The following is a 23,582-nucleotide window of genomic DNA, read 5'->3' as shown; positions in this document are numbered from 1 at the left end:
GATCGGCGCGGACGGTCCGGGGTAGACGGGAGGCGGTCGGGTCCGGTGGCTCAGCCGCGGGCCGTGGGCTCGAAGATCTCGACCAGGTTGCCGGCCGGGTCGGCGACCAGGAACTGACGACCGCCCGGCCCGGACACGATGTCGCTGCGTAACGTCACCCCGGCCCGCTGCAGCCGCTCCCGTTCGGCGTCGACGTCGTCGACGATCAGGTGGATACGGTTGCGCCCGCACCCGGCCGCGTCCGCCGGCGTGACCCGGGCGCCCGAGCTGGCCGGACCGGACAGCAGCAGCCGCAGCGGCCCGCGCACCACGTCCGCGAAGGCCGGCGGGAACGCGGTCGACACCGTGAAACCCAGGTGGGCGGTGTAGAACTCGATCGCCGCCGGCACGTCGTCGACGACGTAGCGGACGCCGGCCAGGGCGTGCACGTCTGCGGTCATGGCAGTCCCCCTCAGTGTGCGTGGCTCGTGCTGTCGAAGGGCGTGGTGACACCGTCGTAGACGAGCCGCAGCATCATGCCCTGCTCCTGGTGCGGCAGGTTGTGGCAGTGGTTCATCCAGACACCCGGATTGTCCGCCCGGAACGCCACCTCCCAGACCTCTCCCGGCCGTACGTCGAACGTGTCCATCCACAGCGGGCTGCCGGAGTAGCGCCGGCCGTCGCGGGACAGGATCAGCACCGGATGACCGTGCAGGTGCCACGGGTGGGTCTCCAGGCTCCGGTTGACCACCGTGAAGCGCACGACGTCACCCTCCCGGACGAGCTGGTCCGGGACGGAGGGGTGCGCGCGGCCGTCGACGGCCTGGGCATAGGCGGGCTTGCCGTCGACCATGGCCAGGGCGCGGTCGAGGACGATGGTGAAGTGCCGGTCGGCGTCGTCGCCGTCGAACGGCACGGGTGCCGGCTCGCCGTATTCCAGCAGGTCCAGTTCGGGCCAGTCGCCGGTGTCCGGCAGGGTGCGGTCGCCGCCGCCGGCACCGGCCGGGCGCAGCAGGACGCCCTGGTCGGGGTCGTGGTCGAGCAGCAGCGTGACAGTGGCGTCCGGCATGGTCAGGACCACGTCGTACCGGCCACCGGCGGGCAGGCGGAGGCCGACCTCGCGTACCTCGCCCGGCTGGTTGAGGTCGCGGCCGTCGACGGCCACCAGCCGGAACGCCGAGCCGGCGACGGCGAACCAGTGCGGGTTCGAGTCGGTGTTGATCAGACGCAGCCGCACCGGCTGTCCCGGGCGGACGTCGTGGACGGCGCGTCCCTCCTGGTCGCCGAGGATCACGACGTCGTCGAACGTGTGCACCGGCAGCGTCAGGTCCAGCCCGCGCTCCGCGTCCGGCCGGCCCTCGCGCGGCGTCACGACGAGCGTCCCGTACAGCCCCTTGCGCACGGCGGGGTGCGACGCCTGGTGGGTGTGGTACCAGTACGTCCCCACCTGGTCCGCCCGGAACCGGTAGACGAACTCGCCGCCGGGCCGCACCGCGTGCTGCGTGGCGCCCGGCGCGCCGTCCTCGCCGCACGGCACGTCGTACCCGTGCCAGTGCAGGGTGACACCGTTCTCGATGTCGGCGTTGCGGAGCGTCACCTCGATCAGGTCGCCCTCGGTCGCGGTGATGGCCGGCCCGGGCAGCCGGCCCTCGTAGCTCCAGGCGTCGATCGGACGCCCTTCCGGCAGCGTGACGGTGCCCGTCCGGGCGGTGAGCACGTGGCGTCGCGCGGTGCCGCCCGCCGCCGGCGCGCCGGGGCCGCGCAGGTCCGCCACGGAAACCTTCGGGCCAGCGCCGCCGGCGTGTCCGGGGCCGCCTCCGGTGACCATCGCCTCGGGCTCCCGGAAGAGCAGGCCGACGCCGGTGGCGCCGGCGCCCGCCGCGACGACGCCGCCGGCCACGCCGAGGAACCGGCGACGGGACAGCGCCGACGCCCCGGCCGCCACCGGCGCTTGTTCGGGAGAGCCCGCGTCAGCCGCCGCCGAGCGTTCGGCGGAGCCGGCGTCCGCCACCGCCGAGCGTTCCGGGGCGCCCGCGTCCGCGCCCTGCCCGGTGGGTCGTCCGACCACCCGGGCGGTGAGCAGCGCGCCGGCGCAGACGACGGCGACGGCGATCAGCGAGGTGCTCAACGTCAACGGGTAGCCGGCGGTGAACGTCACCACCAGGCCGGCCAGCGCGGCGTAACCGGCGGTCAGCAGCGCGACGAGCCCGCCGGCCGGCAGGCCCGTGGCCGGCGACTGCCGGGCCGCGAGCAGCCGCGGGCCGGCGAGGAGCACCGCGACGATCCCGGCGGCGAAGAGCAGCGGCAGCCCCAGCAGAACCTTCTCCTGGACGAACCACCAGCCGCGCCCGGCCAGCAGCGCCACGGTGCCCAGCCGGGTGATCGTCACGAGCACCGCGGCGGCGAGCAGGCCCAGCGCGAGGCGGTTGCGGCCGAGCGCGGCGGTCACGCCTGCCGCGAACCACGTCGCGACACCGAGCAGTGCCACGACGTGGTCCACGAGGATCCATTGGAGCGTGCTCATGAGGCCGTTCGCGCCGAGTCGGCCGCCGGGCCGGTCACAGTGGTGTCCACGCCGGGCGTGGTCGTCGTGTCCGGCCCCGGCCGGACGCTGCGCAGGATGACGCGGGCGACGGCCACCATCACCAGCCCGTTGACCGCGTGCAGGCCGAACACGTACCGGCCGACGGCCGAGTCGCCGGCCGAGTCGCCGAACGCCTTGGCGATGACCGCGATCAGGGCCTGCAGGATCCCCAGCCCGGCGACCAGGCCGGACAGGCCGATGATCCGGCCGGGCATCCGCATCACCGCGGCGGCCACCGTCAGCACCACGGCGACGAGGATGCTCCCCAGACCGAGGATCCGGTGGGGGCGGAACGCCTCCTCGTTGGCCTCGTTGCTGAACGCGCCGCTGGCGGCCAGGAAGAACTGCACCACGAGCACGAGCAGCAGGAACGCTGCCAGTCCGGCGAACACTTTGCGCATGGGACTCCCCTTCGGGTCGGTTGGGTCACCGGGGTGTTCGGTCGGCGGCGCCGGTCAGGCGGCGCGCCGGGAGCGGGTGAATGCCAGACCGCCGACGGCGATCCCGATCAGCGCCAGCACGATGGACACGATGGCGCCGCCACGGCCGTTGCCGCTGCCGACACCGCCGTCGGAGCCGGCCAGGGCGACCACACCGGCAATCAGGCCGGCCGCCGCGAGCACCAGCGCGGCGATCGCGTTGCCACGACCGCCGCCGCGCCCCGCGGAGCGCAACGCCCACACGCCCAGGACGAGGCCGAGCAACGCGAGCGCGAGCGCCAGCACGGACCCGGCCCGGCCGGAACCACCGTCACCGTCGGCGGCCGTCACCTGCGCGGCCGCCGGCGCGACGAGTGCGAGCCCACCGAGGACGCCGGTTGCGGCGGCGGTGAGCAGACGACGGATGAACATGGGAGCCCCTTCGGCTGCGGGAACAGGCATCTGCGCCAGCGTAGGTAACGACGCCGCTACGGGTCGTCATGCCGATGGAGACAATCGATCTACTGCGGTGACGGTATTCCCGCGGTGCGGCGTCTGCGCGCGGAGCAGCCGTATACCGCAGTCGCAGCACTGCGAGCGACAGACCGGGCCGTGCCGCCCGGTCAGCGATTGCCGGGTGACACCAGGCCGGACTCGTAGGCGAACACCACCAGCTGTGCGCGGTCACGGGCCTGGAGCTTGGTCATGGCGCGGTTGACGTGGGTCTTCGCGGTCAGCGGGCTGATCACCATGCGATCGGCGATCTCGTCGTTGGACAGGCCCCGGGCGGCCAGCGCGACCGCCTCGCGTTCCCGGTTGGTCAGCTCCTCCATGCCGGGCGTGACGTCCGCGCAGAGCGGCTCCGACACGTACCTGTTGATCAGCATCCGGGTGATCGACGGCGCGAGCAGCGCGTCCCCGCGCGCGGCGACCCGCACGGCGTGCAGCAGGTCGTCCGGCTCGATGTCCTTGACCAGGAAGCCGGTGGCGCCGGCGCGCAGCGCGTGGAAGACGTACTCGTCGAGGCCGTAGTTGGTCAGGATGACCACGCGTACCCCGGCCAGCGCCGGGTCCGCGACGATCTGCCGGGTCGTCTCGACGCCGTCCATGACCGGCATCTGGATGTCGATCAGGGCGAGGTCGGGCAGGTGGTGCCGGGCCAGGGCCAGGCCCTCCCGGCCGTTCCCGCCCTCGGCCACCACCTCGATGTCGTCCTCGGCGTCCAGCAGCGCGCGGAACCCGCTGCGCAGCAGCGGCTGGTCGTCGAGCAGCATGATCCTGATCATGGGACGCGCACCACCGGGAGTTCTGCCTGGACGGTGAACCCGCCGCCGCTGCGGGGTTCCGCCCGGAGCCGGCCGCCCAGCGCGAGGACCCGCTCGTGCATCCCGAGCAGCCCGACGCCGGGCACCGGGGCGGCGCCCGGCCGGGCCGTGCCGTCGTCGTCGATCCGGATGCTCAGCGCGTCCGGGCGGTAGTCGATGCGGACCGCGGCGGCCGCGGCGGAGGCGTGCCGGGCCGTGTTGGTGAGCGACTCCTGGACGATCCGGTACGCGGTGCGGCCCACCGCCTCCGGCACGTCCCGCTGGTCACCCTCGATCGTCAGCGTGGTGGCCAGGCCGATCTTCTCGGCCCCGGCCAGCAGTTCCGGGAGGTGGTCGAGCCCGTGCGACGGGGACTTGGTCAGGTCGCGCAGCGTCTCCAGGGTCGCGCGCAGCTCCCGGGTCGCCGCCCGGCCGGCCTCCTGGATCGCCAGCAGCGACTCCGGCACCTGCTCGCCGCGCTTACGGGCCAGGTGGACCGCGACCTCCGCCTGCACCTTGATGATCGAGATCTGGTGGGTGAGCGAGTCGTGCAGCTCCCGTGCGATGTGCAGCCGCTCCTGGGTCGCGCGCAGCCGGGCGGTCTCCTCGCGGGTGCGCTCCGCCTCGTCCGCCCGCCGCTCGGCCTGCCGCAACGCCTCACCGGCCGCCGCCGCGGCGACCAGCCAGGCCAGTTCGAGCACGCCCCGCGACTGCGCGAGCGCCTCCTTGAGGGCGCCGTCCGCCGGCGAGACCATGATCGCCAGCGGCAGCACGACGAGCAGGGCCGCGCTCACCCCGAGCGTGACGAGCCGGTGCCCGGCCCGGACCGCCGCGTACACCGCGAACAGGTACGCGATGGCCGGCACCCCGAAGCCGACCGCGTTGTAGCCCACCACGCACAGCCCGGTGGCGACCAGCACGGCGACCGGAGCCCGGCGACTGGCGGCCAGCGCCAGGCCGCTCGCCACCACCAGCGCGTAGCCGAGCAGCCCGAGGCCGTCGGGGGCGGGATGGTCACCGGCCAGCGCGCTGATCAGCAGCACCGCCGCCACACCGACCGCGATGACCCAGTTCTTCACCCGGGCCCACACACTGGACAGTCCAGTCCTCATAATCGCACTTTAGCGGAGGGTGCCAGGGTTGAGCCCCGAGCGAACAGGCATTGATCCCGGTGCCGCCGGCCGGGCGGCACCGGCGGGTGTTCAAATGAAGTTCACCGCGCCCGGCTTCCATTTGTAGTGCGACTCGAGTTTGTAGTACTCGCCCTTCGGGGTCAGCGCCACGCCGTAGACGAACTTGCGGTCCCCGCCGCCGTACGGAACGCTTTTCACGAACTTCTCGATCTCCGGTTCCACGGGTACGGGAAGCGTGGTCAGATCCGTTGTCGCCGCGGCGTAGCAGATCCGTTCGATCCCCGGGGAGTCCCAGCCCAGCGTCACGTAGAGCCCAAACGCCCCGGCGCCGAGCCGCAGCATCTGCTCGCTCGGCTCGGCCATCCCGGTCCGCCGCAGCGTCGACCGGATCGTCTCCGGCTCGAAGCACTCGCGCGGTACGTCGTTGAAGTAGACGTTCACGGTCCGGGCCGGGTAGTCGAAGCCCAGCACGCCGACCCGGTCGTCGAGACCGTGCCGGGTGAAGAACCCGGCGTTCGCGGCGAGACTGCGGGGCATCGCCGGGATGCCGGCGAGCGCCGAGGCCACCTGCAACTCGTCCGGGGCGAAGGCCGCGTAGATCTTCTTGAAGCCGCCGACCACCCCGAAGTCGATGCCGTGGCTCTCCACCGGGCAGCGCCGGTGCACCTCGGCGAGCAGGCCGCCGATGGGGTGGTCGGTCCGCGGGGTGAGGCCCCGGGCGATCGCCGAGGTGTACGGGTCCCGGTCGTCCGGATGCGTCCGGAACCGGCAGTCCAGCTCGCCCGCGTGACGCAGCGCGGTCGCCACCCGGAAGGCGACCACCGCCTCGGGATGCGCGAACGCGTCGCCGTACGCGGACAGGACGGGCCAGACCCGGTCGCGCGAACAGGGCACGTCCAGCTGCCGGGCCGATTCCTCGATGGTCGAATAGAGATCGGCCACCTCGGGAGTTCCGGACATCGATCCTCCAAGCATGTGTCGTTCGGTCGGGGGCGCCCGGCGTTGGCCGGTCGCTATCGCGGCTCGTAGACGCGCTTGTGGCCGGAGAGCCCGGCCAGCCGGTACGGGCCGGTGGTCACCGCCGGCACGGGATAGTCACCGCCGTCGACCGGGAAGGCGTGCTCGTGCAGCTCCCGGTACGTGTCGTAGTCGACCTCCTGCCGCCGGTCGATCGCCGCGCGGTGCTGGTCGGGTCGCGTGTGCTCGCGGTACCCGGGCACGACGGTGCCGGCGAAGAACTCGGCGACGCTGCCGGACCCGTAGCTGAGGAAGCCGACGGTCCGGCCGCTCAGGTCGTCGGCGGTGTCGAGCAGCGCCGCGAGCCCGAGGTACATCGACGCGGTGTAGCTGTTGCCGATCTCGGCGTTGTACCCGGTGGTGTGCCCGATGGCGCCGGCGACCAGCGCGTCGTCGACGTCGCGCCCGCAGTAGTTGAGCAGGTGCCGGTGCGCCTTGTCGGCCATCCTGGGGAACGGCTGGTGGTAGCAGAACGCGCCGAACTCGTCCAGCGCGCGGCCGCCGCGCTCGGTGTAGTCCTTCCACGAGCCCTCCACCGCCTGCAGGTAGGCGGAGATGGACTCGTGCCCGTCGACCAGGGCGGTGGTGCGGTAGTTCGGCCGCCAGAAGTCCATGACGTCGGCGGTGAACATGCCCGACGGGTCCTCGACGCGTACCAGCGCCGGGTCCGCGCCGACGAGCATGGCGACCGCCGCGGCGCCCTGGGTCGCCTCGCCGGGCTCGCCCAGCGCGTACTTCGACACGTCGCTGGCGATCACCAGGACCTGCTGCGACGGGTCGCGGTGCACCAGGCCGACGGCGAACTGCAGTCCCGCCGTACCGCCGTAGCAGGCCTGCTTCAGCTCGACCACCCGGGTGGCCGAGGGGAAGCCGAGCAGGGAGTGGACGTGTATCCCGGCCGCCTTCGCCTGGTCGACCGACGACTCGGTGGCGAACACGATGGTCCGGATCCGGTCGGTGCCGTGGCGGGCGACGACCGGCGCGGCGGCGGCAGCGGCCATGGTCACGATGTCCTCGTCCGGGGCGGGCACGCTCATCGCCCGCAGGCCGATGCCCCGGTGGTACTTGGCCACGTCGGTGCCGTTGGTAGCGGCCAGCGTGGCATGCGTCAGCACGTGGTGCGTCGTCGCGGCGGACAGGTCGTGGATGCCGACGGCGGGTCTCGCGGCCATCGTCAGGCTCCGATCTTCGTGGTCTCGGTCGGGCGTTCGAGCCGGACGTGCGCCCGCATCAGCTCGCCCGGGTTGGTCTGCGCGGCGAGCAGGGACAGTTCGCCGCAGAGCACCGTCGCGGCCGCGATGACCGCGAGCCGCCGGGCGTTCTCGCCCGGATCACGCGCGGCGCGGCAGCCGAGCCGTTCCAGGTTCTCCGCCACGAAGCCGAGACCCTTGCCGTTGCCGACGGTGCCCACGATCAGGTTGGGCAGCGTGCAGGAGAAGTAGAGGTCGCCGTCGCGGTCCTCGGCGACCGTCACGCCCTGGGAGCCCTCGACGATGTTCGCGGCGTCCTGCCCGGTCGCCAGGTAGAACCCGAGCAGCATGTTCGCGTAGTGCGCGTTGGCCGAGCGGACACCGCCGGCGAGCAATGTGCCGATCATGTTCTTGTGCACGTTCAACTGGGCGATCGCGGCCGCCGTCGTGTGCAGTCTGTCGTGGACGATCTCCCGTGGCACCACCAGTTCGGTGACCACGTTCTTGCCCCGGCCGAGAATGCCGTTTATCGCGGTGGCCTTCTTGTCGGTGCAGTAGTTGCCCGAGATCGAGCCGTACGAGATTCCCGGAATGGTGTCCAGGATGTGCTTCAGCAACGCGTCGGCGGCCAGCGTCGCCATGTTGTGCCCGGACGCGTCACCGGTGGTGAAACTGAACCGCAGGAACAGCAGATTCGCGGTGATCTCGTGGTGGAACCCGATCAGCTCGACGAACCTGCCGCAGGTGCGCACGATGTCGCGCAGCTCGTCGAACCGCGCGTCGACCTCCAGCGAGGCCAGGTAGGCGGTCTGCGCGTCCTTGGCGCGCACGAACACCGAGCGGGTCATGCGCTCGTCGACGAGCGTGGCGACGATGCCCGCCTCGACCAGCCGGGAGATCTTCGCGCCCCGGCCCACGGACGGCCACAGCGGCGACTCGTACGTGGCGAGCGGGACCTCCGTCTCGACCTGTGCCACGTTGCCCGAGATCCGCACGGGACCCACCCATTTCATGGGCACACCGGCGATGGCGTCGTTCATCGAATGCCTCCGATCATCTCGTGGGTGGCGCCGGAGCGGGTGGCGAGGCGGTGGGTGTCGATGCCCCGGGCCGCGCAGAACGCGCTCAGCCGTCCCTGGATCAGCAGGTCGCACCGGGTCAGGTCGGCCGGTGTGCGCGCGCCGAGGGCGGTCATCAGGGCTTCGATCTGGTCGAGCCAGGTGGAGATCAGCGACAGCAGCGCCGGCACGCCGCCGTCCAGGAGCGTCCGCAGGAACAGCCCGGACACCCCGGCGGCGCCGGCGCCGAGCGCCAGCCCACGGACCACGTCGAGCGGGTGACGGACCCCGCCGGAGGCCAGCACGGGCAGGTCGACGCCCTGGGCGTCGAGCAGGCAGGCGGGTGTCGACTGCCCCCACCCGTCGAGGAAGGAGTAGTCGGCGGCGTCGCGCCGGTCGTTCTCGATCCGGGCGAAGTTCGTGCCGCCCCGGCCGGCGACGTCGGCCACCCGGACACCCATGTCCCGCAGCCGCAGCAGCGTCTCGCGGCTGAGCCCGAAGCCGACCTCCTTGACGATCACCGGGACACCGACGCCGGCGACGATCTGTTCGATCCGCGGTCCCCAGGCGGCGAACGACCGGTCCCCCTCCGGCATCACCGTCTCCTGGATGGTGTTCAGGTGGATCTGCAGCGCGTCGGCCCGCATCAGGTCGACGGCCCGCCGGGCCCGCTCGACGGAGGCGGTGGCGTTGACGTTGGCCATGATGAACCCGTCCGGGTTCTCCCGGCGCATCACGCTGAACGTCTCGGCCACCGACTCGTCGGCGAAGTAGGCGCTCATCGACCCGGTCGCGACGGGTACGCCGGTCTCCCGGGCCGCGATCGCCAGGTCCCGGTTGATCAGGCCGGTCTTGGTGCTGCCGCCGGTCATCGCGTTGATGCACAGTGGCACCGGCCAGTCGATGCCGCCGAACGAGGTGGCCAGCGAGACGTCGGACCGGTCGATGCCGGCCAGTGCGTGGTGCACGAACGACACGTCGTCGAACTCGTGGTGACCGCCGAGCCGGTCCTGCTGCTCGGCGGCGAGCCGGACGTGGTCGTCCTTGCGGTTGGCGATCATCGCGCGCTCCCGTTCGTCTGGTGGACCTGGATCGGCATGGGGAGCACCCCGGCGGCGGCCCACTGCTCGCGCAGCCGCGCGGTCTGCGTCGCGGCCGCGGCGTCCAGCAACGCGATGCCGCAGTCGCCGCCGCCGGCGCCGGACGGTTTGGCCGCGCCGCCGACGGTCTCGGCGGCGTCGCACAGCGCCGTCAGGCGGGGGGTGAAGATGCCGAGCCGGACCTCGTCGTCCAGCTCGGCGAGCACGTGCCGGGCCCGCCGGACCTGGTGCAGAAGTTCCTGGTCGTCGCCCCGCTCCAGCGCGTCGATCGCGGTGCGTACGCACTCCTGGCTGCGGCTGGTGAAACTCCACCGCGCGGCGCTGCCCCGCCACCGGGAGGCGGCCAGCCGCCCGGTCAGCGCGCTGCTGCTGGCCGGCTCCCCGGTCCAGCCCACCTCCAGCGCGAGGCCACGCGGTGGTGGCAGCCGCCGGACCCGCAGGCCCGGCCAGGGCGCGCGCATCGTCTCCTCCACGCCGCGCCGCCGCGCCATGTCGCGTACGGCGGCGCGGTCGGGCGCCTGGTAGGCGATCCAGCCGCCCCAGACGCTCGCGGCCAGGTCACCGCCGGAGGCGTCGGCGCCGTCGCGCACCGTCGCCAGCATCGCCAGCCGGAACCGCGATTCGAGCGACAGCTCCACCCCGTGGTACGCGGCCACGGCGGTCACCGTGGCGACGCTCACCGCCCCGCTCGACCCGAGCCCGAACTTCGTCCCGGCCCGGTGCAGCCGGCTGGTGATCGCCACCCGCATCGGCAGCGGGCGCAGTCCGCGCCCGGCCAGGAGTTCACCGACCACCTCGATCGCGGAGGTCACGGCGCCGAGGTCGGCGGGCGCCGGCTGCCCGTCGTCCGCGGCGACGAGCCGGCCGCCCTGCCACCGCAGGCGCGCCCGGTCCGGGCGGAGGTCGGAGTCGACCACGAGGTGGGCGTCGGCGCCGGAGACGGTGACGTCCACTCCCCTGTCGACAGCCACCAGCAGCGCCGGGTGACCCGGCTCCAGCACCGCGTACTCACCGGCGATGAACAGCTTGCCCGGCGCGTGGTGGCGCACGGCGCCCGACCCGGTCACGGCCGGCTGCCCGGGTCCGGCGCGGCCGCCGGGCCCGGTCCGGCGACGACCACGGCGCAGCCCGGCGCGACGTCGCGCAGGGTGTCGGCCACCCGGTCGGCGTCGGCACGGCGGCAGAGCACCTTGACGTTCGGTCCCGCGTCCATGGTGGCGTAGGCGCCGACGCCGTCGGCGCGCAGGCGCAGCACGCTGTCGAGCACGGCCACCGTGACCGGCGCCAGGTAGCGCACCGCCGGCCGGGCCGCCAGCATGGTGGCGTGCATGCCGAGGGCGTTGCGTTCGGCGATCTCGCCGACGGCGTCCAGGTCGCCCCGCAGCAGCGCGGTCCGCATCTCGGCCAGGTCGGCCCGGCCGGAGGCCACCCACGACGGATAGAGCGGCGAGGTCCGGACGGTCCGCCGCATCCCCTCACGGCTCGACACCGCCTTCGGCCCGGCGTCGACGATGGCGACCACCAGCACGACGTCGAACGGCGCGACCGGCACCGGCTCGGCGTAGGAGCCGAGGTCCGCGGCGGCCCCGGCGCCGGGGCCCGCGTGGCAGATCGCGAAGCCGCCGAAGACCGACCGGGAGGCCGACACGGACCCCCGCCGGGCCAGCCGGGACAGCGCGGTGGCGTCCAGGTCGAGGCCGTACGCGGCGGCGCCGGCGAGCGCGAGGGCGGCGAATCCGCTCGCCGAGGACGCCAGGCCGGCGCCGGTCGGTACCGAGTTGCGGGTGTCGACGTGGGCCCGTTCCGTGCGCCCCGCCAGTTGCCGCAGCAGGTCCAGGAAGGCGACGACGCGCTGTCGCCGCTCGCCGCCGGCGGGTGAGCCGTCGAGGACCACCTCGTCGGCCGGCGCGCCGCTGTCGATCCGGACGGTGGTGGTGGTCGGGAAGATGTCGAGCGTCATCGACAGGCTGTCGGCGTACGGGATCATGAGCTGCTCGTCGCGCTTGCCCCAGTACTTGATCAGTGCGATGTTCGGATGGGCCACCGCGGTCGCCCGCCGGTCCAGCGCCGGCGTGGACTGCTGCGTCCGGTGGTCAGTCGTCATGGCCGGCGAACCTCCCCATCGGGACGACCCAGGTGCGGACGGCGCCCGCCTGCCGGACACCGCGCACCACCGCCGCGGACTCCCGGCGGTCCCCGGCCAGCGCGATCATGCAGCCGCCCAGCCCACCGCCACTGATCTTGGCGCCCGGGCTGCCCGCGGCGAGCGCGGCGTCGACCATCCGGTCGATCCGGTCGGTGCTGACCCCCACGTCACGCAACAGCCGGTGGTTCTCGGTCAGCCGCGCGCCGAATTCGGCGACCCGGCCCTGAAGCAGGTCGTGCGCCGCCGCCTCGGTCAGGCTGGTGACCCGGCTGACGAACTCGTCGCGCGTGCGCGGGGAGCGTTCGAAGGCCCCACGCAGCAACTCCACCGCGTCCCTGGTGCTGCCGCTGACGCCGCTGTCCGCGATGACGAGCACCGCGTCGAACCCGGCCGGGTCGGACAGCCGCGCGGAGCCCGCCATGGCGACCGGCAGTTCCCGGCCGACGCCGTCGCGGAAGATCAGCGGCGCGGTCGCGCCGGTGGCCAGCGCGTCGATGCCGCTGGCCCGGCCGTGCGCCACGTTCTCCGAGGCCTGCACCAGATCGAACACCGTGCCGGCGTCGAGGCGGCGGTCGAACGCGTCCGCGAGGGCCAGCACCGCGGCGCGGGCGCAGGCGGCGCTCGACCCGAGCCCCCGGCCCTGCGGGATCGCGCAGTCCACGAGCACGTCGACGCGCATCGGCTCGGTGACGGCGGCCCGCTGCCGGAACTCCGTCACCAGGTGCTGCAGACCGTCGGTCGGCAGCGACGTCACCTCCGGGCTCTCCAGCCCGGCGATGGCGAACGAGATCTCGTCCGGGCCGTCGCCGCCGACCCGGCGCGCCTTCGCCACGGCGGTCAGTTGCGGCACCGGGACGGCGAGCGCCGGCGCGCCGTACACGACGGCGTGCTCGCCCAGCAGGATGGCCTTGCCGTGGGCGCGGCCGGCGCCGAGGCGGACCGCTCCGTCACCCCTGTCGTCGAGGACGCGGCGGGCGACGACGGTCACCGGTTCCGTGGACATCACTGGGCCCGCTGGGTGGCCTTGATCGCCATGTCGGCGAGCTGATGTTTCGCGGGGGCGGTGGCGCTGCTGGCCTCCAGCGCGGCCAGCGCCCGGTCGGTGCGCAGCGAGATCTGCCGCTCGATCTCCTCGACCGCGCCGACGTCGCGGAAGATGCCACGGATGCGGGCGATCTCCTCGTCGGCGAGGTCGGTGCCGACCTTGGCCCGCAGGTAGGCCGCCGCGTCCGGGTCCCGTTCGTCGGCGCGCTTGAGCGCCGTGGCGAGCAGGACCGTCCGCTTGCCCTCCCGCAGGTCGTCGCCGGACGGCTTGCCCGTCACCACCGGGTCGCCGAACACGCCGAGCAGGTCGTCACGGAGCTGGAACGCGATGCCGATGTCGGCGCCGAAGGCGCGGTAGGCGGCGAAGAGGTCGTCGTCCGCGCCGGCGATCGCGGCGCCGAACTGCAGTGGGCGCTCCACCGTGTACGAGGCGGTCTTGTACTGGTTGATGCGCAGCGCCGCGTCGACGTCCTCGCTCCGGCTGACCTGGCTGATCAGGTCGAGCAGCTGGCCGTACATGACCTCGGAGCGCACCGCCGACCACACCGGCGAAACCCGCACGTGCGCGTCGGCCGGCAGGCCGGAGGCGCGGACCAGGACGTCGGCCCAGATCAGGACCAGGTCGCCGATCAGGATGGCGGTGCCGGTGCCGAACGTGCCCGGGTCACCGGAGAAGCGCCGCGCCCGGTGCCGTTCGGCGTACGCGACATGCGCGGCGGGATGGCCGCGGCGGGTCTGGGACGCGTCGATGATGTCGTCGTGGATCAGGCCGGACGCGTGCAGCAGCTCGAACCCGGCGCAGGCGTTCAGCACCGCGCCGGCCACCGGGTCCTCCGGGTCGCCGCCGGCGCCGATCCAGCCCAGCCAGGCGAAGGCGGGCCGGATGCGCTTGCCGCCCCGCAGCACGTAGCTCTCCAGTTCGGCGACCAGGGCCGCGAAGTCGTCGCCCAGCTCGCGGGCCTCGGCGCGCCGCTCGGCGAAGAAGTCCCGCAGCGCGGCGTCGACGGGCGCCGAGTCGGTGACCGTCCCGAGATGTCCGACGGTCATGCCCGGGTCTCCCGATCGAGGCGGCATTCACCATTACACTCACGCATCTCGGACTCCCCTGGATTCGCTGGACCAGTCACGTCGAGCCGCGATCAGTCGATTCCGTTCCGGACGGTCCCGCCGGCGCGGAAACGACGCCGATCTCCCCATCGGCGCCGCCATTTCGTCCGCGCCGGCATGCCGATTCCGGCATGGCCTGACAGTAATCGCACTCCGTCACCGTGCCCACTACTCACGCGAGTAGTGGGCGCTGCCAGCGACGTCGCCGACGAACGGCCGCAGATCCCGTATAACTGAGTAGCCCGCACCGATCCGGCGTTCAACTGTCCAGAACGGACGGTCGAACGCCCGAGGACCTCGACTCGCGGCGCGCGTCGGACGATTCAGCAGAGGAAAAACAGGATGGTCATCATGAATCGCATGGCGGGGCGCGAGCGGGAATTGTCCTCATTGGGGGAACTGCTCGACGCCACCGTGCGAGGTTCCGGCGGCTGCGTCGTGGTCGACGGGCCGTTCGGCATCGGCAAGACCCACCTGCTGAAGGTCACCGGCCTGGAGGCGGCAGCCCGCGGGCTGACAGTGGTGGCCGGGCGGGCAAGCGTCACGGACCAGCCGGTGCCCGTTCACCTGCTGGTCAATTTCCTGCGCCACGCGATGCCCGGCGAAGCGGCGGTCGAGCAGCTCGCCGTCCCGGGCGCCAACCCGTTCTGGCTGATCGACCGGGTCGGCGATCTGGTCGAGGTCGCGGCGCGCCGGCGTCCGCTCGTGGTCGCCCTGGACGACGCCCAGCGCATCGACGACGTCAGCGCCCTCGCCCTGCGCGGACTCGTGCCGCGGCTGGCGTCCTCGCCGGTGCTCTGGCTGCTGGCCCGACGGCCGGTCGCCGCCGGGTCGATCGCCCAGCACGCCGTCGACTGGCTGGCCGAGCACGTCGCGGTACGGGTACGGCTGCGCGAGCCGGGCGAGAAGGCGGTGGCCGACCTGTGCGCCGGCCTCCTCGGCGCCCGGCCGGACACCTCCGTCCTGCGCTGGGCGGCCCGCTGCGGCGGCAACCCGAAGGTGATGGAGAACGTGTTCAGTGCGTTCATCAAGGCCGGCCAGATGATCATCGTGGACGGCGCCGCGTCGGTGGTGTCCGACGGGCTGCCCGACGGTGTCCTCACCGCCGTCCACGGGCTGCTGGAGGAGATGCCGCCCCCGCTGCGGCGCCTGCTCGCGGCCGCCGGCCGGCTCGGCCACACGTTCCCCGCCGACCGGGTGACGGGCCTGCTCGACGGGCCGGCCGCCGACGTGTCCGCCGCGATCGACGAGGCGGTACGGGTCGGGCTGCTGCGGCGCGACGGCGCGGAGCTGACCTTCGCCCACCAGGTCGTCGGCGAGGCGCTTCGGCACGCCGCGTACCCGCGACCGGAGCGCGCCGAGCCCGCCACCGCGCCGGCGGCGGGCGACGTGGCGGACGGCCCGGCCCCGCGCGGGCGGCTCGGTCCGCCCCACTCCCCCGCCGGCGTACGCGTCGCCCGCTCCGCGCCGGAGGCGGCGATGCCCGTCGCGGCGGCCGGGCCGGCGCCGCGCTCCGGCCGGTGCGGGTGCGACGAGGTGGTGGCGGAGGCCGTGTCCCACCTGGAGAACAGGTCCGCCGAGGCGCCGCGGGCGCTGGCCCGTGCGCTGCGCCTGCTGGCCGGGGCGGGACGGCCCACCGAGGCCGGCCGCCTCGCGGAGGTGATCCTGCGCCGCGACCTCCCGGCGGACGTCGAGACGCAACTCGTGCTCGAACTGGGCCACGGCATGCGGGCCGCCGGCAGCCACCGCCTGGCGGCCGGCTTCCTGCGGCGCACGCGCGCCCGCCACGACGTGTGCGAGCTGGACCGGGCCAAGCTGGACCGGGCGCTCGCGGACGTCACGAAGTGCCTGGGCGGCGCGTCGCCCGCCGGGCCGGAGCCCGGGACCCCGTCGCCGGGCTGCGCGCCCGGCGGGCGGCCGCTGTGGACCTGGCTGGTCCGGGCACTGGCCGCGGCCGATCAGCGCGACGAGGCGCAGGCGGTGCTGGACACCGTACGGCCGACGACGCGGGAGTCCTGCCACACCGGCTCGGAGACGCTCCGGCGCGGCCACCGGGCCGAGCTGCTGGCGGCGGCGGGACGGCTGGAGGAGGCGCGCGCCGAGGCGGAGGCGGCGCTGCGAGCCGCCGATCGCGCCCGGCCGGCCGACTGCGTACCGGCGCGCCTGGTCCTGGCCCACCTGAGCGTGCACCGCGGTGACCTCGCCACGGCCAGCGACCAGTTGCGGGCGGCCGAGCGGCTGGCCGGCGCCGACGACACGGCGCGGATGGACTGGGCGCTGGCCCGGTTCCACGCGGCCAGCGGCCGTCCGGCGATGATGGTGCAGACGTTGATCAACGTCGCCGGGCAGGTCGTACCCGATCCGCTGCTGTTCACCGAGGCGCCGGCCGCGGCGGCGGCGCTCGTCCGCCACGCCCGCCGGGCCGGGCTCGACGCGGAGGCCGAGCGGGCCGTGGAGGTCGCCCGGCGCGTCGCCCGCGGCAATCCGTTCGTCCAGTCGCTGGCGGCGGCGGCCGAGCACGCCGCGGGTCTGCTGCGCGACGATCCGGCGGCACTGCTGCGGGCCGCGGATCTGCACCGGCTCGCCGGCCGTACGCTGGCCGCGGCCGGCGCGGTGGAGGACGCGGCCCGCGGCACCCGGGACCGGGCCGAGGCCACCCGGCTCCTCGAAGCCGCGGCGGACGCCTACCGCGAGTGCGGCGCGCGACGCGACCTGGACCGCGTGGAGGCCGAGCTGCGTGGTGTGCCCGCGCACAACGTCCGCCCGCTGGTCCCGGACCGGCCCCGGTCCGGGTGGGAGAGCCTGACCAGCGCGGAGCTGCGGGTCGTGCGGGCCATCGTGGACGGGATGACCAACCGTGAGGCGGCGAGCTCGCTGTTCCTGTCCCCGCACACCGTCGACAGCCACCTGCGGCGCGTCTTCTCCAAGCTCGACATCAACAGCCGGGTCGAACTGACCCGCTGCTTCATCGCGCACGAGGCGGTCCGGCCGGCGCTGGCCACCCCACGCCAGCCGGCGTCCGCCGGCTGAGCGGGCCGTCCGGCGGACGGGCGCGGTTCAGCCGGCGGACGCCGGAGACGCGGTTTAGCTGGCCTTGCCGGTCACGGAGCCCGTGTCCCAGTCCGGCTCGCCGGTCATCGAATAGATCGCCGCACGGCTGGAGTAGGTGGCCGCGGCGTGCGCCAGCTCGGCCCGGGTGTTGAAGCCCAGCTTCCGGTAGACCTTCCGCAGGTGGTAGTTGACGGTGTGCGCGGACAGGTGGACCTGCTTGGCGATCTGCCGGTTCGTCAGGCCCACGCTCACCAGGTAGGCGATCCGCTGCTCCATGTCGGACAGGGTCGACCAGCAGCTCGCCGGTGGGACGCCGGTTTCCTCGGCGCGGGCCGGCGTCACCGGCCGTCCCCCCGCCTGGGCCTGCGCGGCGTAGAGCTTGGCGAGCTCCTCGGTGGCCAGCGCCACCGAGATCGGGTCCCGTGACTGCACGATGATGAGCGCCAGAGCCGCCGGGGCGCTGTTCGCCAGCGCGTGGGCGTGCATGGCGGTGAGGCTGACGACCTGGATCCCGGGATTGTCGGCGGCCAGTCCGTCCACCGTGGCGAGGACGCGGCGTTCGAGGTCACGGTCGTCCACGTCGCGGGCGAGCAGGACCAGGAAGGCGGCGGCGCTCGGCACCTCGACGTAAAGGCGGCGTCGCGTCGGCAGGCGGCGGTGCTTGCCCGCCAGCAGCCGGGCGGCGGCCCGCGGGCCCTCCTGCTTGACCGTGATCAGCACTTCCGCCCACGAGTACTGCACCGAGTCGAGGACCACGTGGCGGTCCGCGTCCTCCTGCCCCCGCCTGAGGTACTCGATCGCGGCGGGCACGTCGCCCATGTAGAAGGAGGCGGTGCTGAGCACCGCGTAGGCGAGGGGCCGCAGCATGGGCACCGCGTCCCCGGCCACGGCGGCGGTGGCCAGCGCCGCCTCCCGGCGCGCGTCCCCGATCCGCCCGGCCTGCAGCAGCAGCCGGGACCGCATCACCGCCGGCGCGGCCGTCCAGATCGGCGCGGGCAGTCCGCGCAGGCCGGCCTCCGCCTCGTTGATCAGCGCCTCGGCCTCGTCGAACTCACGCAGGTTCGCGAGTTTGCCGGCGAGCGCGAGCTGGGCGTGCAGACGCCACACCGGTTCGGCCTCCGCGCCGGCCCGCACCGCCGCCCGTCCCAGCTTCAGGCCCTCCGCCAGCTTTCCCGCCGACCACAGCCCGGTGGACCGGGCGGTCAGCGCCATCGCCAGCGCGGCGTCACCGGACTCGGCGTCGCGTTCCCGCAGGATCGCCTCGGTCAGCGGATCGGTGCCCTCGCCGCCGAGCAGGAGATCGGCCAGCACCAGACACGCCTGCGCGTCACGCCGGGCGGCGGGCGACGCGGCCGGGCCGGCGAGAACCGCCTCGGCGACACGGACGCCGGCCTCGGCGTTCCCGCTCATGATCAGGCGGTGCGCGCGGGAACAGGATCCGGTGGCGTCCTCTCCGGCCGCGCTCACCGGCGCGGCAGTCGCGGCGTCCATCCGGCGATTCTGGTCGCCCACCGGGCTGCGTCGCCCGGAAAGGCTCATCGCCTCACGTCGTAAGGCGTCGCGGGCGGGCCCGGGAATGGCTTCGATGATGCCGCGCAGCAGGAAATCGCTCTGAAAGGCGAGCTGATGCTCGGCGGCCACGACGAAGCCCGAGGCGATCGCCTCGTCCACCGGCGGGAGCAGGGCCGCCGACGATCTGCCCAGCATTCTCGAGACGTCCTCCAGCATGAAGGATCTGCCCAATGCGGCGGCAACCTTCAGAAACTGCTGGCAGCCGGCGCTCACGTCATTCAATCGCCGCATGACAAAACTCAGCACACGCCGGGGAATTCGACGGGAAACCAATTCCGCCCGACCATTTCTCTCCCGGATCAATCCCTCTTCGGCGAGCCCGCGCGCCAGTTCGGCGACCAGGTGCGGATTTCCGCCGGCACCGCCCGCGAAGTCAATCAGCTCGCGGTGCACGTCGACCCCGAGGATCTCGCGCAGGACCTGCTCGTCGCTCCCTCCGCCCCCCGGCTGGGACACCGGCCCCCCGGCGGCGCACACCGGATTTCGTGCTGCGGCTGTCGCCTCGTTCTCCCGCGGCCGTCCCGTTGTCATAATCCCCCCGGAATATGCGCACACAGCTCAAGAAAAGCCTGGACTCGGTCGATGACGCTACCCCACAGCAACCACATTTGCCATCGATCACCGTCGTCGCTCATCATAACTATCCGGCAGGCCCCGGCGCAGCCGTCATATATCAGGCAGCATCCCGCTGATATCGGACTTACCTAAACAATGCCACGATTGGCAGAACTCGCACGCATGACCGAAACAGCCCTCGCCGCGGACCGTCCCGGACCGGCCGGCCGAACGTCCAGCACCATCGTGACCAGGTGAAACAAGCTCCGACCGGAACACGGCGTCACTCCTGCCCGGTCCGGACGCGACCGCTCCCGCGGGCGGTCGACGGCGGCGGGTCGCCGCACCGCTCTGCCGACAGAGAAAGCGCAGGATACGGCGCTGACCGGATACCGACAGGTGTACTGCAAATGGAGTACCGCAACCGTGGTAGCGACGTCCAGGAAGTGCCTGCATCCGTACGGCGACACAGAAGTGCCTGTTCACGACCATTAGGTAGAGCGCTTATTGACTTGAGGAGAAGATGATGCCTACCGAGACTCCCCGCACAGACGGAGCTCTGGCGGGATTGGCGCGGTTCTGTTACCGGCGTCGTCGACTGGTGCTCCTGACCTGGATCGTCGGCGTCATCGCCCTGGCGTTCCTGGGCTTCCGCTACGGCGCCGCCCCGGACAACGTCTACTCCGGCGGGGACTCCCATTCCGCACGGGCGCAGGCCCTGATCGAGAAGCACTTCCCCGAGCAGCGGGGCGACACGCTCACCCTCGCCATCAAGGCCGAGCGGGGCATCGACGACCCGGCGGCGCGGCAGAAGATCGAGAAGGTCATCTCCGACCTGGACGCCTCACCGGTGACCGGGCCGATCGTCTCGCCCTACGACGACCGCAACCTGGTCACCGCCGACCGCCGCATCGCCCGGACGACGATCCCGCTGACCTCGATGGACGTGGAGAAGGCCGAGGCCAAGCCACTCGTCGACACGGTCAAGGACGCCTCCGGCGACGGCGTGACGCTGGGGCTGGGCGGCGAGCGGGCGGAGAAGGCGGAGACACCCCCGCAGGGTCCGGCCGAGGCGGTCGGCGTGGTGACCGCCGCGGTGATCCTGTTCCTCGCGTTCGGCTCGCTGGTGGCGATGGGCCTGCCGATCGTCACCGCGCTGCTGGCGGTGCTCGGCGGCGTCGCGCTGATGAAGCTCGTCGGACACCTGGTCCCCTCACCGGACTTCACGGTGCTCATCGCCGTGCTGATCGGCCTCGGCGTCGGCATCGACTACGCGTTGTTCATCCTCACCCGCTTCAAGGACAGCCTGGTGGAGGGGGACGATCCCGAGAGCGCCACGGTCAAGGCCATCACCACCGCCGGTCACGCGGTCCTCTTCGCGGGCACCACCGTGATGATCGCGCTGCTGGGCCTGATCGCCATGGGCCAGAAGATGATGAACGGCGTCGCGCTCGGGGCCTCGGCGACGGTGCTGGTGACGATGATCGCCGCGGTCACGCTGATGCCGGCCTTCCTGGGCTTCGCCGGCTACAAGATCCAGGGTCTGCGCGTACCGCGCCGGGGCCCCCTTCGGCAGGCCGGCTCCGACGCGCCGAAGCAGGAGCGCCGCACGCTCGCGGAACGCTGGGCCGGCGTGGTGCAGCGCCGCCCGGTCATCGCCGCGCTCGGGGCAACCGCCATCCTGCTGGTGCTGACCGCGCCGCTGCTGTCGATGCGGCTGAGCCTGCCCGACGCCAGCGTCCAGCCCCGCGACCGCAGCAGCTACACCTCGCACGAGATCCTGTCCGAGGGCTTCGGCCCCGGCTACGGCGCTCCCCTGATCTTCGCCGCCGAGGTCGGCGACGGAAACAGCGACCTCGGTCCGGTCGTCGCCGCGGTGAGCGGCACCGAGGGCGTGGCGTACGCGACGCCGCCCCGGATCAGCCAGGACGGGCAGGCCGCCGTCTTCATGGCCTTCCCCCGCACCGGCGCCCAGGACGAGGCCACCGCGGACCTGGTGCACAAGCTGCGCGACGACGTGCTCCCCGCGGCGTCCGGCGGCCGAGAGGTCTATCTCGGCGGCCCGAACGCCGGCGCGATCGACCTCGCCGAGGAGACCAGCTCCCGGCTGCCCGTGATGATCACCGTGGTCATCCTGCTGTCCCTGCTGCTGCTCGTCGTGCTGGTGCGGTCGGTCACGATCGCGCTGCAGGCGGCGGTGATGAACCTGTTGTCCATCGGCGCCTCGTTCGGTGTGCTGGTGGCGATCGTGCAGTGGGGTTGGCTCGGGTCCGCCCTCGGCTTCCCCACCTCCATGCCGATCACGACATGGGTGCCGATGATGATGTTCCCGCTGCTGTTCGGCCTCTCCATGGACTACGAGGTCTTCCTGATCTCGCGGATCCGTGAGGAGTACGAGCGCACCGGCGACACCCGCCGTGCCGTGACCCGCGGTCTGGCCCGTACCGCCAAGGTGATCACGGCGGCCGCCGCCATCATGATCGCCGTGTTCACCACCGGCATGCTCGGCCCCGACGTCTCGGTCAAGCAGGTCGGCCTGGGCATGGCGGTGGCGGTGTTCGTGGACGCCACCATCGTCCGGATGATCCTCGTCCCGGCGGTGATGGAGCTGTGCGGCAAGGCCAACTGGTGGATGCCCGGACGGCGGGCGAAGACGGCCCCGGTTCCCCCGGCCGGGGTCGAGGAAGCGGCCCGGATCTGAGCCCTTCCCCCACAGGGTGCGGGGAACCCCTGGACGGGGTTCCCCGCACTCGCTGTCGTCCGGAACCGACGTAGGGTCACGCCATGACCGAGCTGCTCCCTCCCCTCGTGGTCGCCCCGATGGCCGGAGGTCCGTCGAACCCGGCGCTGGTCACCGCCGCCGCCCGGGCCGGCTCGGTCGGCTTCCTCGCCGCCGGCTACCAGACCCCCGAGGCCGTCGAGGACCAGGTACGCGCGACGCGCGCGGCCGGCGTGCCGTACGGGCTCAACATCTTCGTGCCGACCCCGGCCGAGCCGGACCCGGCGCGGGTGGAGGCGTACCGCCGGTTGTTGCTGCCGGAGGCGCAGCGGTACGGGGTGGACCTGCCGACGCCGCGCGGGCACGACGACGACCACTTCGCCGCGAAGGTGGACCTGGCGGTGGCGTACGCGGTCCCGCTCGTGAGCTTCGCGTTCGGCGTACCGCCGGCGGGCGTGGTGCGGGCGCTGCGCGACGCCGGATGCCACGTGCTGATCACCGTCACCTCGGCCGACGAGACCCGCCGGGCGGTCGCCGCCGGACCGGACGCGCTCGTCGCGCAGGCGGGCACGGCGGGCGGGCACGCCTCGACCACCGATCCGTCCGGCTACCGGCCGCGCGGCGAGGCGCGGGACCTGCTCGCCGCCGTACGGTCGGTCACGGACCTGCCGGTCGTCGTGGCCGGCGGAACCTCGTCCGCCGAGGATGTCGCGCGGCTGCGCGCGGCCGGCGCGGCGGCGGTGCAGAGCGGCACCGCGTTCCTGCTCGCCGACGAGGCCGGCACCCGGCCGGCGCAGCGCGCCGCGATGCTCTCCGGCGACTTCCGCCGGACCGTTGTCACCCGGGCGTTCACCGGTCATCCGGCGCGGGCCCTGGCCAACCGCTTCACCGACGCCTACTCCGCGGCGGCGCCGGTCGCCTATCCGGCGGTGCACCACCTGACCGCGCCGATCCGGGCCGCGGCGGCACGTCTCGGTGACGCCGAGGCGCTGAACCTGTGGGCCGGGACCGGTTTCGCGTCCGCCGTGCCGGGCCCGGCCGCCGACATCGTCGCCCGATTGACGGGCTGACCGTCCGGCCGGCCGGTCACCGGCGCCGCTGCGGCCCGGTGTCGACAGTGGTCAGGGTGCGGTGGGACCGGCGGCGCCCAGTCCGGCGGGGTTGCTGATGACGCAGCGCCAGGCGCCGTCCGCGCCGCGCCGGAGCACGTCGACGGCGGTGCCCTCGATCCGGATCGGGGTGCCGTCGGGTCCGGTTCCCTCGTGGACGTAGTCGTTGATCACCAGGGCGATGTCGCCGGTGACGTACTGGTGGCGGACGGCCACCTTGATCGGCAGGAAGTGCTGCTCCTCCCGGCTGCGCGCGCGCCTTTGGTCGCCGGTCAGGACCGTGCCGGGGGCGAGGATCAGCAGGGCGTCCGGCTCGTAGAGCTGCTCCAGCTGGTCGAGATCGCGGTTGTTGAACGCGCGCTCGAACAGGGGCAGGAGCGCGGCGGGGTCGGTGGGTGCGGCGGGCGGTTCCGCGGAAGCGTTCGACATGGGCGCAGCACACCCGGACCGGGACGGACCGGTCAACGACGACGGGCCGGTTCTGTCAGGTCGCGG

At 73.3% G+C, this 23,582-nt stretch carries 19 protein-coding genes; 3 read left to right on the top strand and 16 right to left on the bottom strand.

Features of this window, described 5'->3' with window-relative positions:
- Positions 1 to 50: 50 nt before the first annotated feature.
- The 14 genes from HA073_RS09745 to HA073_RS09680 form a co-directional block, all read right to left on the bottom strand.
- Positions 51 to 440 (bottom strand): VOC family protein, encoded by a 390-nt coding sequence (locus HA073_RS09745; RefSeq protein WP_043323075.1) that lies wholly within the window; start codon positions 438 to 440, stop codon positions 51 to 53.
- 11 nt (positions 441 to 451) lie between these two features.
- The gene (locus HA073_RS09740; RefSeq protein WP_166456203.1) at positions 452 to 2,503 is read right to left on the bottom strand and encodes a multicopper oxidase domain-containing protein; all 2,052 of its coding nucleotides are present in this window, start codon (positions 2,501 to 2,503) and stop codon (positions 452 to 454) included.
- Entirely contained in the window at positions 2,500 to 2,964 is a 465-nt protein-coding gene (locus HA073_RS09735) for a DUF6220 domain-containing protein (RefSeq protein ID WP_043323072.1), read from the bottom strand. Before HA073_RS09735 ends, HA073_RS09740 begins: the two co-directional genes overlap by 4 nt.
- A 54-nt stretch (positions 2,965 to 3,018) precedes the next feature.
- Positions 3,019 to 3,414, bottom strand: coding sequence for a DUF6223 family protein (locus HA073_RS09730; protein ID WP_113973013.1), 396 nt, complete (start codon positions 3,412 to 3,414; stop codon positions 3,019 to 3,021).
- A gap of 191 nt (positions 3,415 to 3,605) precedes the next feature.
- On the bottom strand, positions 3,606 to 4,268 hold the full coding sequence (locus HA073_RS09725) for a response regulator transcription factor (RefSeq protein ID WP_030499014.1): 663 nt from the start codon (positions 4,266 to 4,268) through the stop codon (positions 3,606 to 3,608).
- Positions 4,265 to 5,398, bottom strand: a complete 1,134-nt coding sequence (locus HA073_RS09720) for a sensor histidine kinase (protein WP_069088373.1) — start codon at positions 5,396 to 5,398, stop codon at positions 4,265 to 4,267. Before HA073_RS09720 ends, HA073_RS09725 begins: the two co-directional genes overlap by 4 nt.
- Before the next feature lie 90 nt (positions 5,399 to 5,488).
- Positions 5,489 to 6,379, bottom strand: a complete 891-nt coding sequence (locus HA073_RS09715; protein WP_166456202.1) for an aromatic prenyltransferase — start codon at positions 6,377 to 6,379, stop codon at positions 5,489 to 5,491.
- A 53-nt stretch (positions 6,380 to 6,432) separates the two neighbouring features.
- Positions 6,433 to 7,608: a hydroxymethylglutaryl-CoA synthase gene (locus tag HA073_RS09710; RefSeq protein WP_104112296.1), complete on the bottom strand. Its 1,176-nt coding sequence runs from the start codon at positions 7,606 to 7,608 to the stop codon at positions 6,433 to 6,435.
- 2 nt (positions 7,609 to 7,610) lie between these two features.
- Positions 7,611 to 8,666 (bottom strand): hydroxymethylglutaryl-CoA reductase, encoded by a 1,056-nt coding sequence (locus HA073_RS09705; protein ID WP_113973015.1) that lies wholly within the window; start codon positions 8,664 to 8,666, stop codon positions 7,611 to 7,613.
- Positions 8,663 to 9,745 carry a type 2 isopentenyl-diphosphate Delta-isomerase gene (fni, locus tag HA073_RS09700; RefSeq protein ID WP_104112295.1) on the bottom strand — a complete coding sequence of 361 codons (1,083 nt, stop codon included), beginning with the start codon at positions 9,743 to 9,745 and terminating at the stop codon, positions 8,663 to 8,665. Before fni ends, HA073_RS09705 begins: the two co-directional genes overlap by 4 nt.
- Complete coding sequence (locus tag HA073_RS09695) at positions 9,742 to 10,851, bottom strand: phosphomevalonate kinase (protein WP_166456201.1); 1,110 nt, start codon at positions 10,849 to 10,851, stop codon at positions 9,742 to 9,744. The genes fni and HA073_RS09695 overlap by 4 nt, the downstream gene beginning before the upstream one ends.
- Positions 10,848 to 11,888: a diphosphomevalonate decarboxylase gene (mvaD, locus tag HA073_RS09690; RefSeq protein WP_240925625.1), complete on the bottom strand. Its 1,041-nt coding sequence runs from the start codon at positions 11,886 to 11,888 to the stop codon at positions 10,848 to 10,850. Before mvaD ends, HA073_RS09695 begins: the two co-directional genes overlap by 4 nt.
- Positions 11,878 to 12,933, bottom strand: a complete 1,056-nt coding sequence (gene mvk, locus HA073_RS09685; RefSeq protein WP_166456200.1) for a mevalonate kinase — start codon at positions 12,931 to 12,933, stop codon at positions 11,878 to 11,880. The genes mvaD and mvk overlap by 11 nt, the downstream gene beginning before the upstream one ends.
- A complete protein-coding gene (locus HA073_RS09680; protein WP_064445534.1) occupies positions 12,933 to 14,021 on the bottom strand; it encodes a polyprenyl synthetase family protein in 1,089 nt (362 codons plus the stop codon). Before HA073_RS09680 ends, mvk begins: the two co-directional genes overlap by 1 nt.
- A gap of 411 nt (positions 14,022 to 14,432) precedes the next feature.
- Between HA073_RS09680 and HA073_RS31010 the strand changes: the two genes are divergently transcribed.
- A complete protein-coding gene (locus HA073_RS31010; RefSeq protein ID WP_166456198.1) occupies positions 14,433 to 17,111 on the top strand; it encodes a helix-turn-helix transcriptional regulator in 2,679 nt (892 codons plus the stop codon).
- Positions 17,112 to 17,165: 54 nt separating this feature from the next.
- Here HA073_RS31010 and HA073_RS09670 read toward each other — a convergent pair whose 3' ends face one another.
- Entirely contained in the window at positions 17,166 to 18,860 is a 1,695-nt protein-coding gene (locus HA073_RS09670) for a LuxR C-terminal-related transcriptional regulator (protein ID WP_166456197.1), read from the bottom strand.
- A 1,000-nt stretch (positions 18,861 to 19,860) separates the two neighbouring features.
- Between HA073_RS09670 and HA073_RS09665 the strand changes: the two genes are divergently transcribed.
- Positions 19,861 to 21,960, top strand: coding sequence for an MMPL family transporter (locus HA073_RS09665; protein ID WP_205796689.1), 2,100 nt, complete (start codon positions 19,861 to 19,863; stop codon positions 21,958 to 21,960).
- 83 nt (positions 21,961 to 22,043) lie between these two features.
- Complete coding sequence (locus HA073_RS09660) at positions 22,044 to 23,048, top strand: nitronate monooxygenase (protein ID WP_166456195.1); 1,005 nt, start codon at positions 22,044 to 22,046, stop codon at positions 23,046 to 23,048.
- 51 nt (positions 23,049 to 23,099) lie between these two features.
- On the opposite strand, the gene HA073_RS09655 is transcribed toward HA073_RS09660, so the two are convergent.
- Positions 23,100 to 23,516, bottom strand: a complete 417-nt coding sequence (locus tag HA073_RS09655; RefSeq protein WP_064445531.1) for a DUF4440 domain-containing protein — start codon at positions 23,514 to 23,516, stop codon at positions 23,100 to 23,102.
- Positions 23,517 to 23,582 lie beyond the last annotated feature (66 nt).

This window comes from Micromonospora sp. CMU55-4, assembly GCF_011602315.1.
Classification (GTDB): domain Bacteria; phylum Actinomycetota; class Actinomycetes; order Mycobacteriales; family Micromonosporaceae; genus Micromonospora; species Micromonospora chalcea.
Note: the sequence above shows the minus strand (reverse complement) of the source record. Positions and strands in the feature narration are given on the sequence as shown.

What these genes read in the sequence shown, in the direction of transcription:
- HA073_RS09745 (WP_043323075.1), bottom strand. Translation starts at nt 440, where the DNA reads ATGACCGCAGACGTGCACGCCCTGGCCGGCGTCCGCTACGTCGTCGAC.
- HA073_RS09740 (WP_166456203.1), bottom strand. Translation starts at nt 2,503, where the DNA reads ATGAGCACGCTCCAATGGATCCTCGTGGACCACGTCGTGGCACTGCTC.
- HA073_RS09735 (WP_043323072.1), bottom strand. Translation starts at nt 2,964, where the DNA reads ATGCGCAAAGTGTTCGCCGGACTGGCAGCGTTCCTGCTGCTCGTGCTC.
- HA073_RS09730 (WP_113973013.1), bottom strand. Translation starts at nt 3,414, where the DNA reads ATGTTCATCCGTCGTCTGCTCACCGCCGCCGCAACCGGCGTCCTCGGT.
- HA073_RS09725 (WP_030499014.1), bottom strand. Translation starts at nt 4,268, where the DNA reads ATGATCAGGATCATGCTGCTCGACGACCAGCCGCTGCTGCGCAGCGGG.
- HA073_RS09720 (WP_069088373.1), bottom strand. Translation starts at nt 5,398, where the DNA reads ATGAGGACTGGACTGTCCAGTGTGTGGGCCCGGGTGAAGAACTGGGTC.
- HA073_RS09715 (WP_166456202.1), bottom strand. Translation starts at nt 6,379, where the DNA reads ATGTCCGGAACTCCCGAGGTGGCCGATCTCTATTCGACCATCGAGGAA.
- HA073_RS09710 (WP_104112296.1), bottom strand. Translation starts at nt 7,608, where the DNA reads ATGGCCGCGAGACCCGCCGTCGGCATCCACGACCTGTCCGCCGCGACG.
- HA073_RS09705 (WP_113973015.1), bottom strand. Translation starts at nt 8,666, where the DNA reads ATGAACGACGCCATCGCCGGTGTGCCCATGAAATGGGTGGGTCCCGTG.
- fni (WP_104112295.1), bottom strand. Translation starts at nt 9,745, where the DNA reads ATGATCGCCAACCGCAAGGACGACCACGTCCGGCTCGCCGCCGAGCAG.
- mvaD (WP_240925625.1), bottom strand. Translation starts at nt 11,888, where the DNA reads ATGACGACTGACCACCGGACGCAGCAGTCCACGCCGGCGCTGGACCGG.
- mvk (WP_166456200.1), bottom strand. Translation starts at nt 12,933, where the DNA reads ATGTCCACGGAACCGGTGACCGTCGTCGCCCGCCGCGTCCTCGACGAC.
- HA073_RS09680 (WP_064445534.1), bottom strand. Translation starts at nt 14,021, where the DNA reads ATGACCGTCGGACATCTCGGGACGGTCACCGACTCGGCGCCCGTCGAC.
- HA073_RS31010 (WP_166456198.1), top strand. Translation starts at nt 14,433, where the DNA reads ATGAATCGCATGGCGGGGCGCGAGCGGGAATTGTCCTCATTGGGGGAA.
- HA073_RS09670 (WP_166456197.1), bottom strand. Translation starts at nt 18,860, where the DNA reads ATGCTGGAGGACGTCTCGAGAATGCTGGGCAGATCGTCGGCGGCCCTG.
- HA073_RS09660 (WP_166456195.1), top strand. Translation starts at nt 22,044, where the DNA reads ATGACCGAGCTGCTCCCTCCCCTCGTGGTCGCCCCGATGGCCGGAGGT.
- HA073_RS09655 (WP_064445531.1), bottom strand. Translation starts at nt 23,516, where the DNA reads ATGTCGAACGCTTCCGCGGAACCGCCCGCCGCACCCACCGACCCCGCC.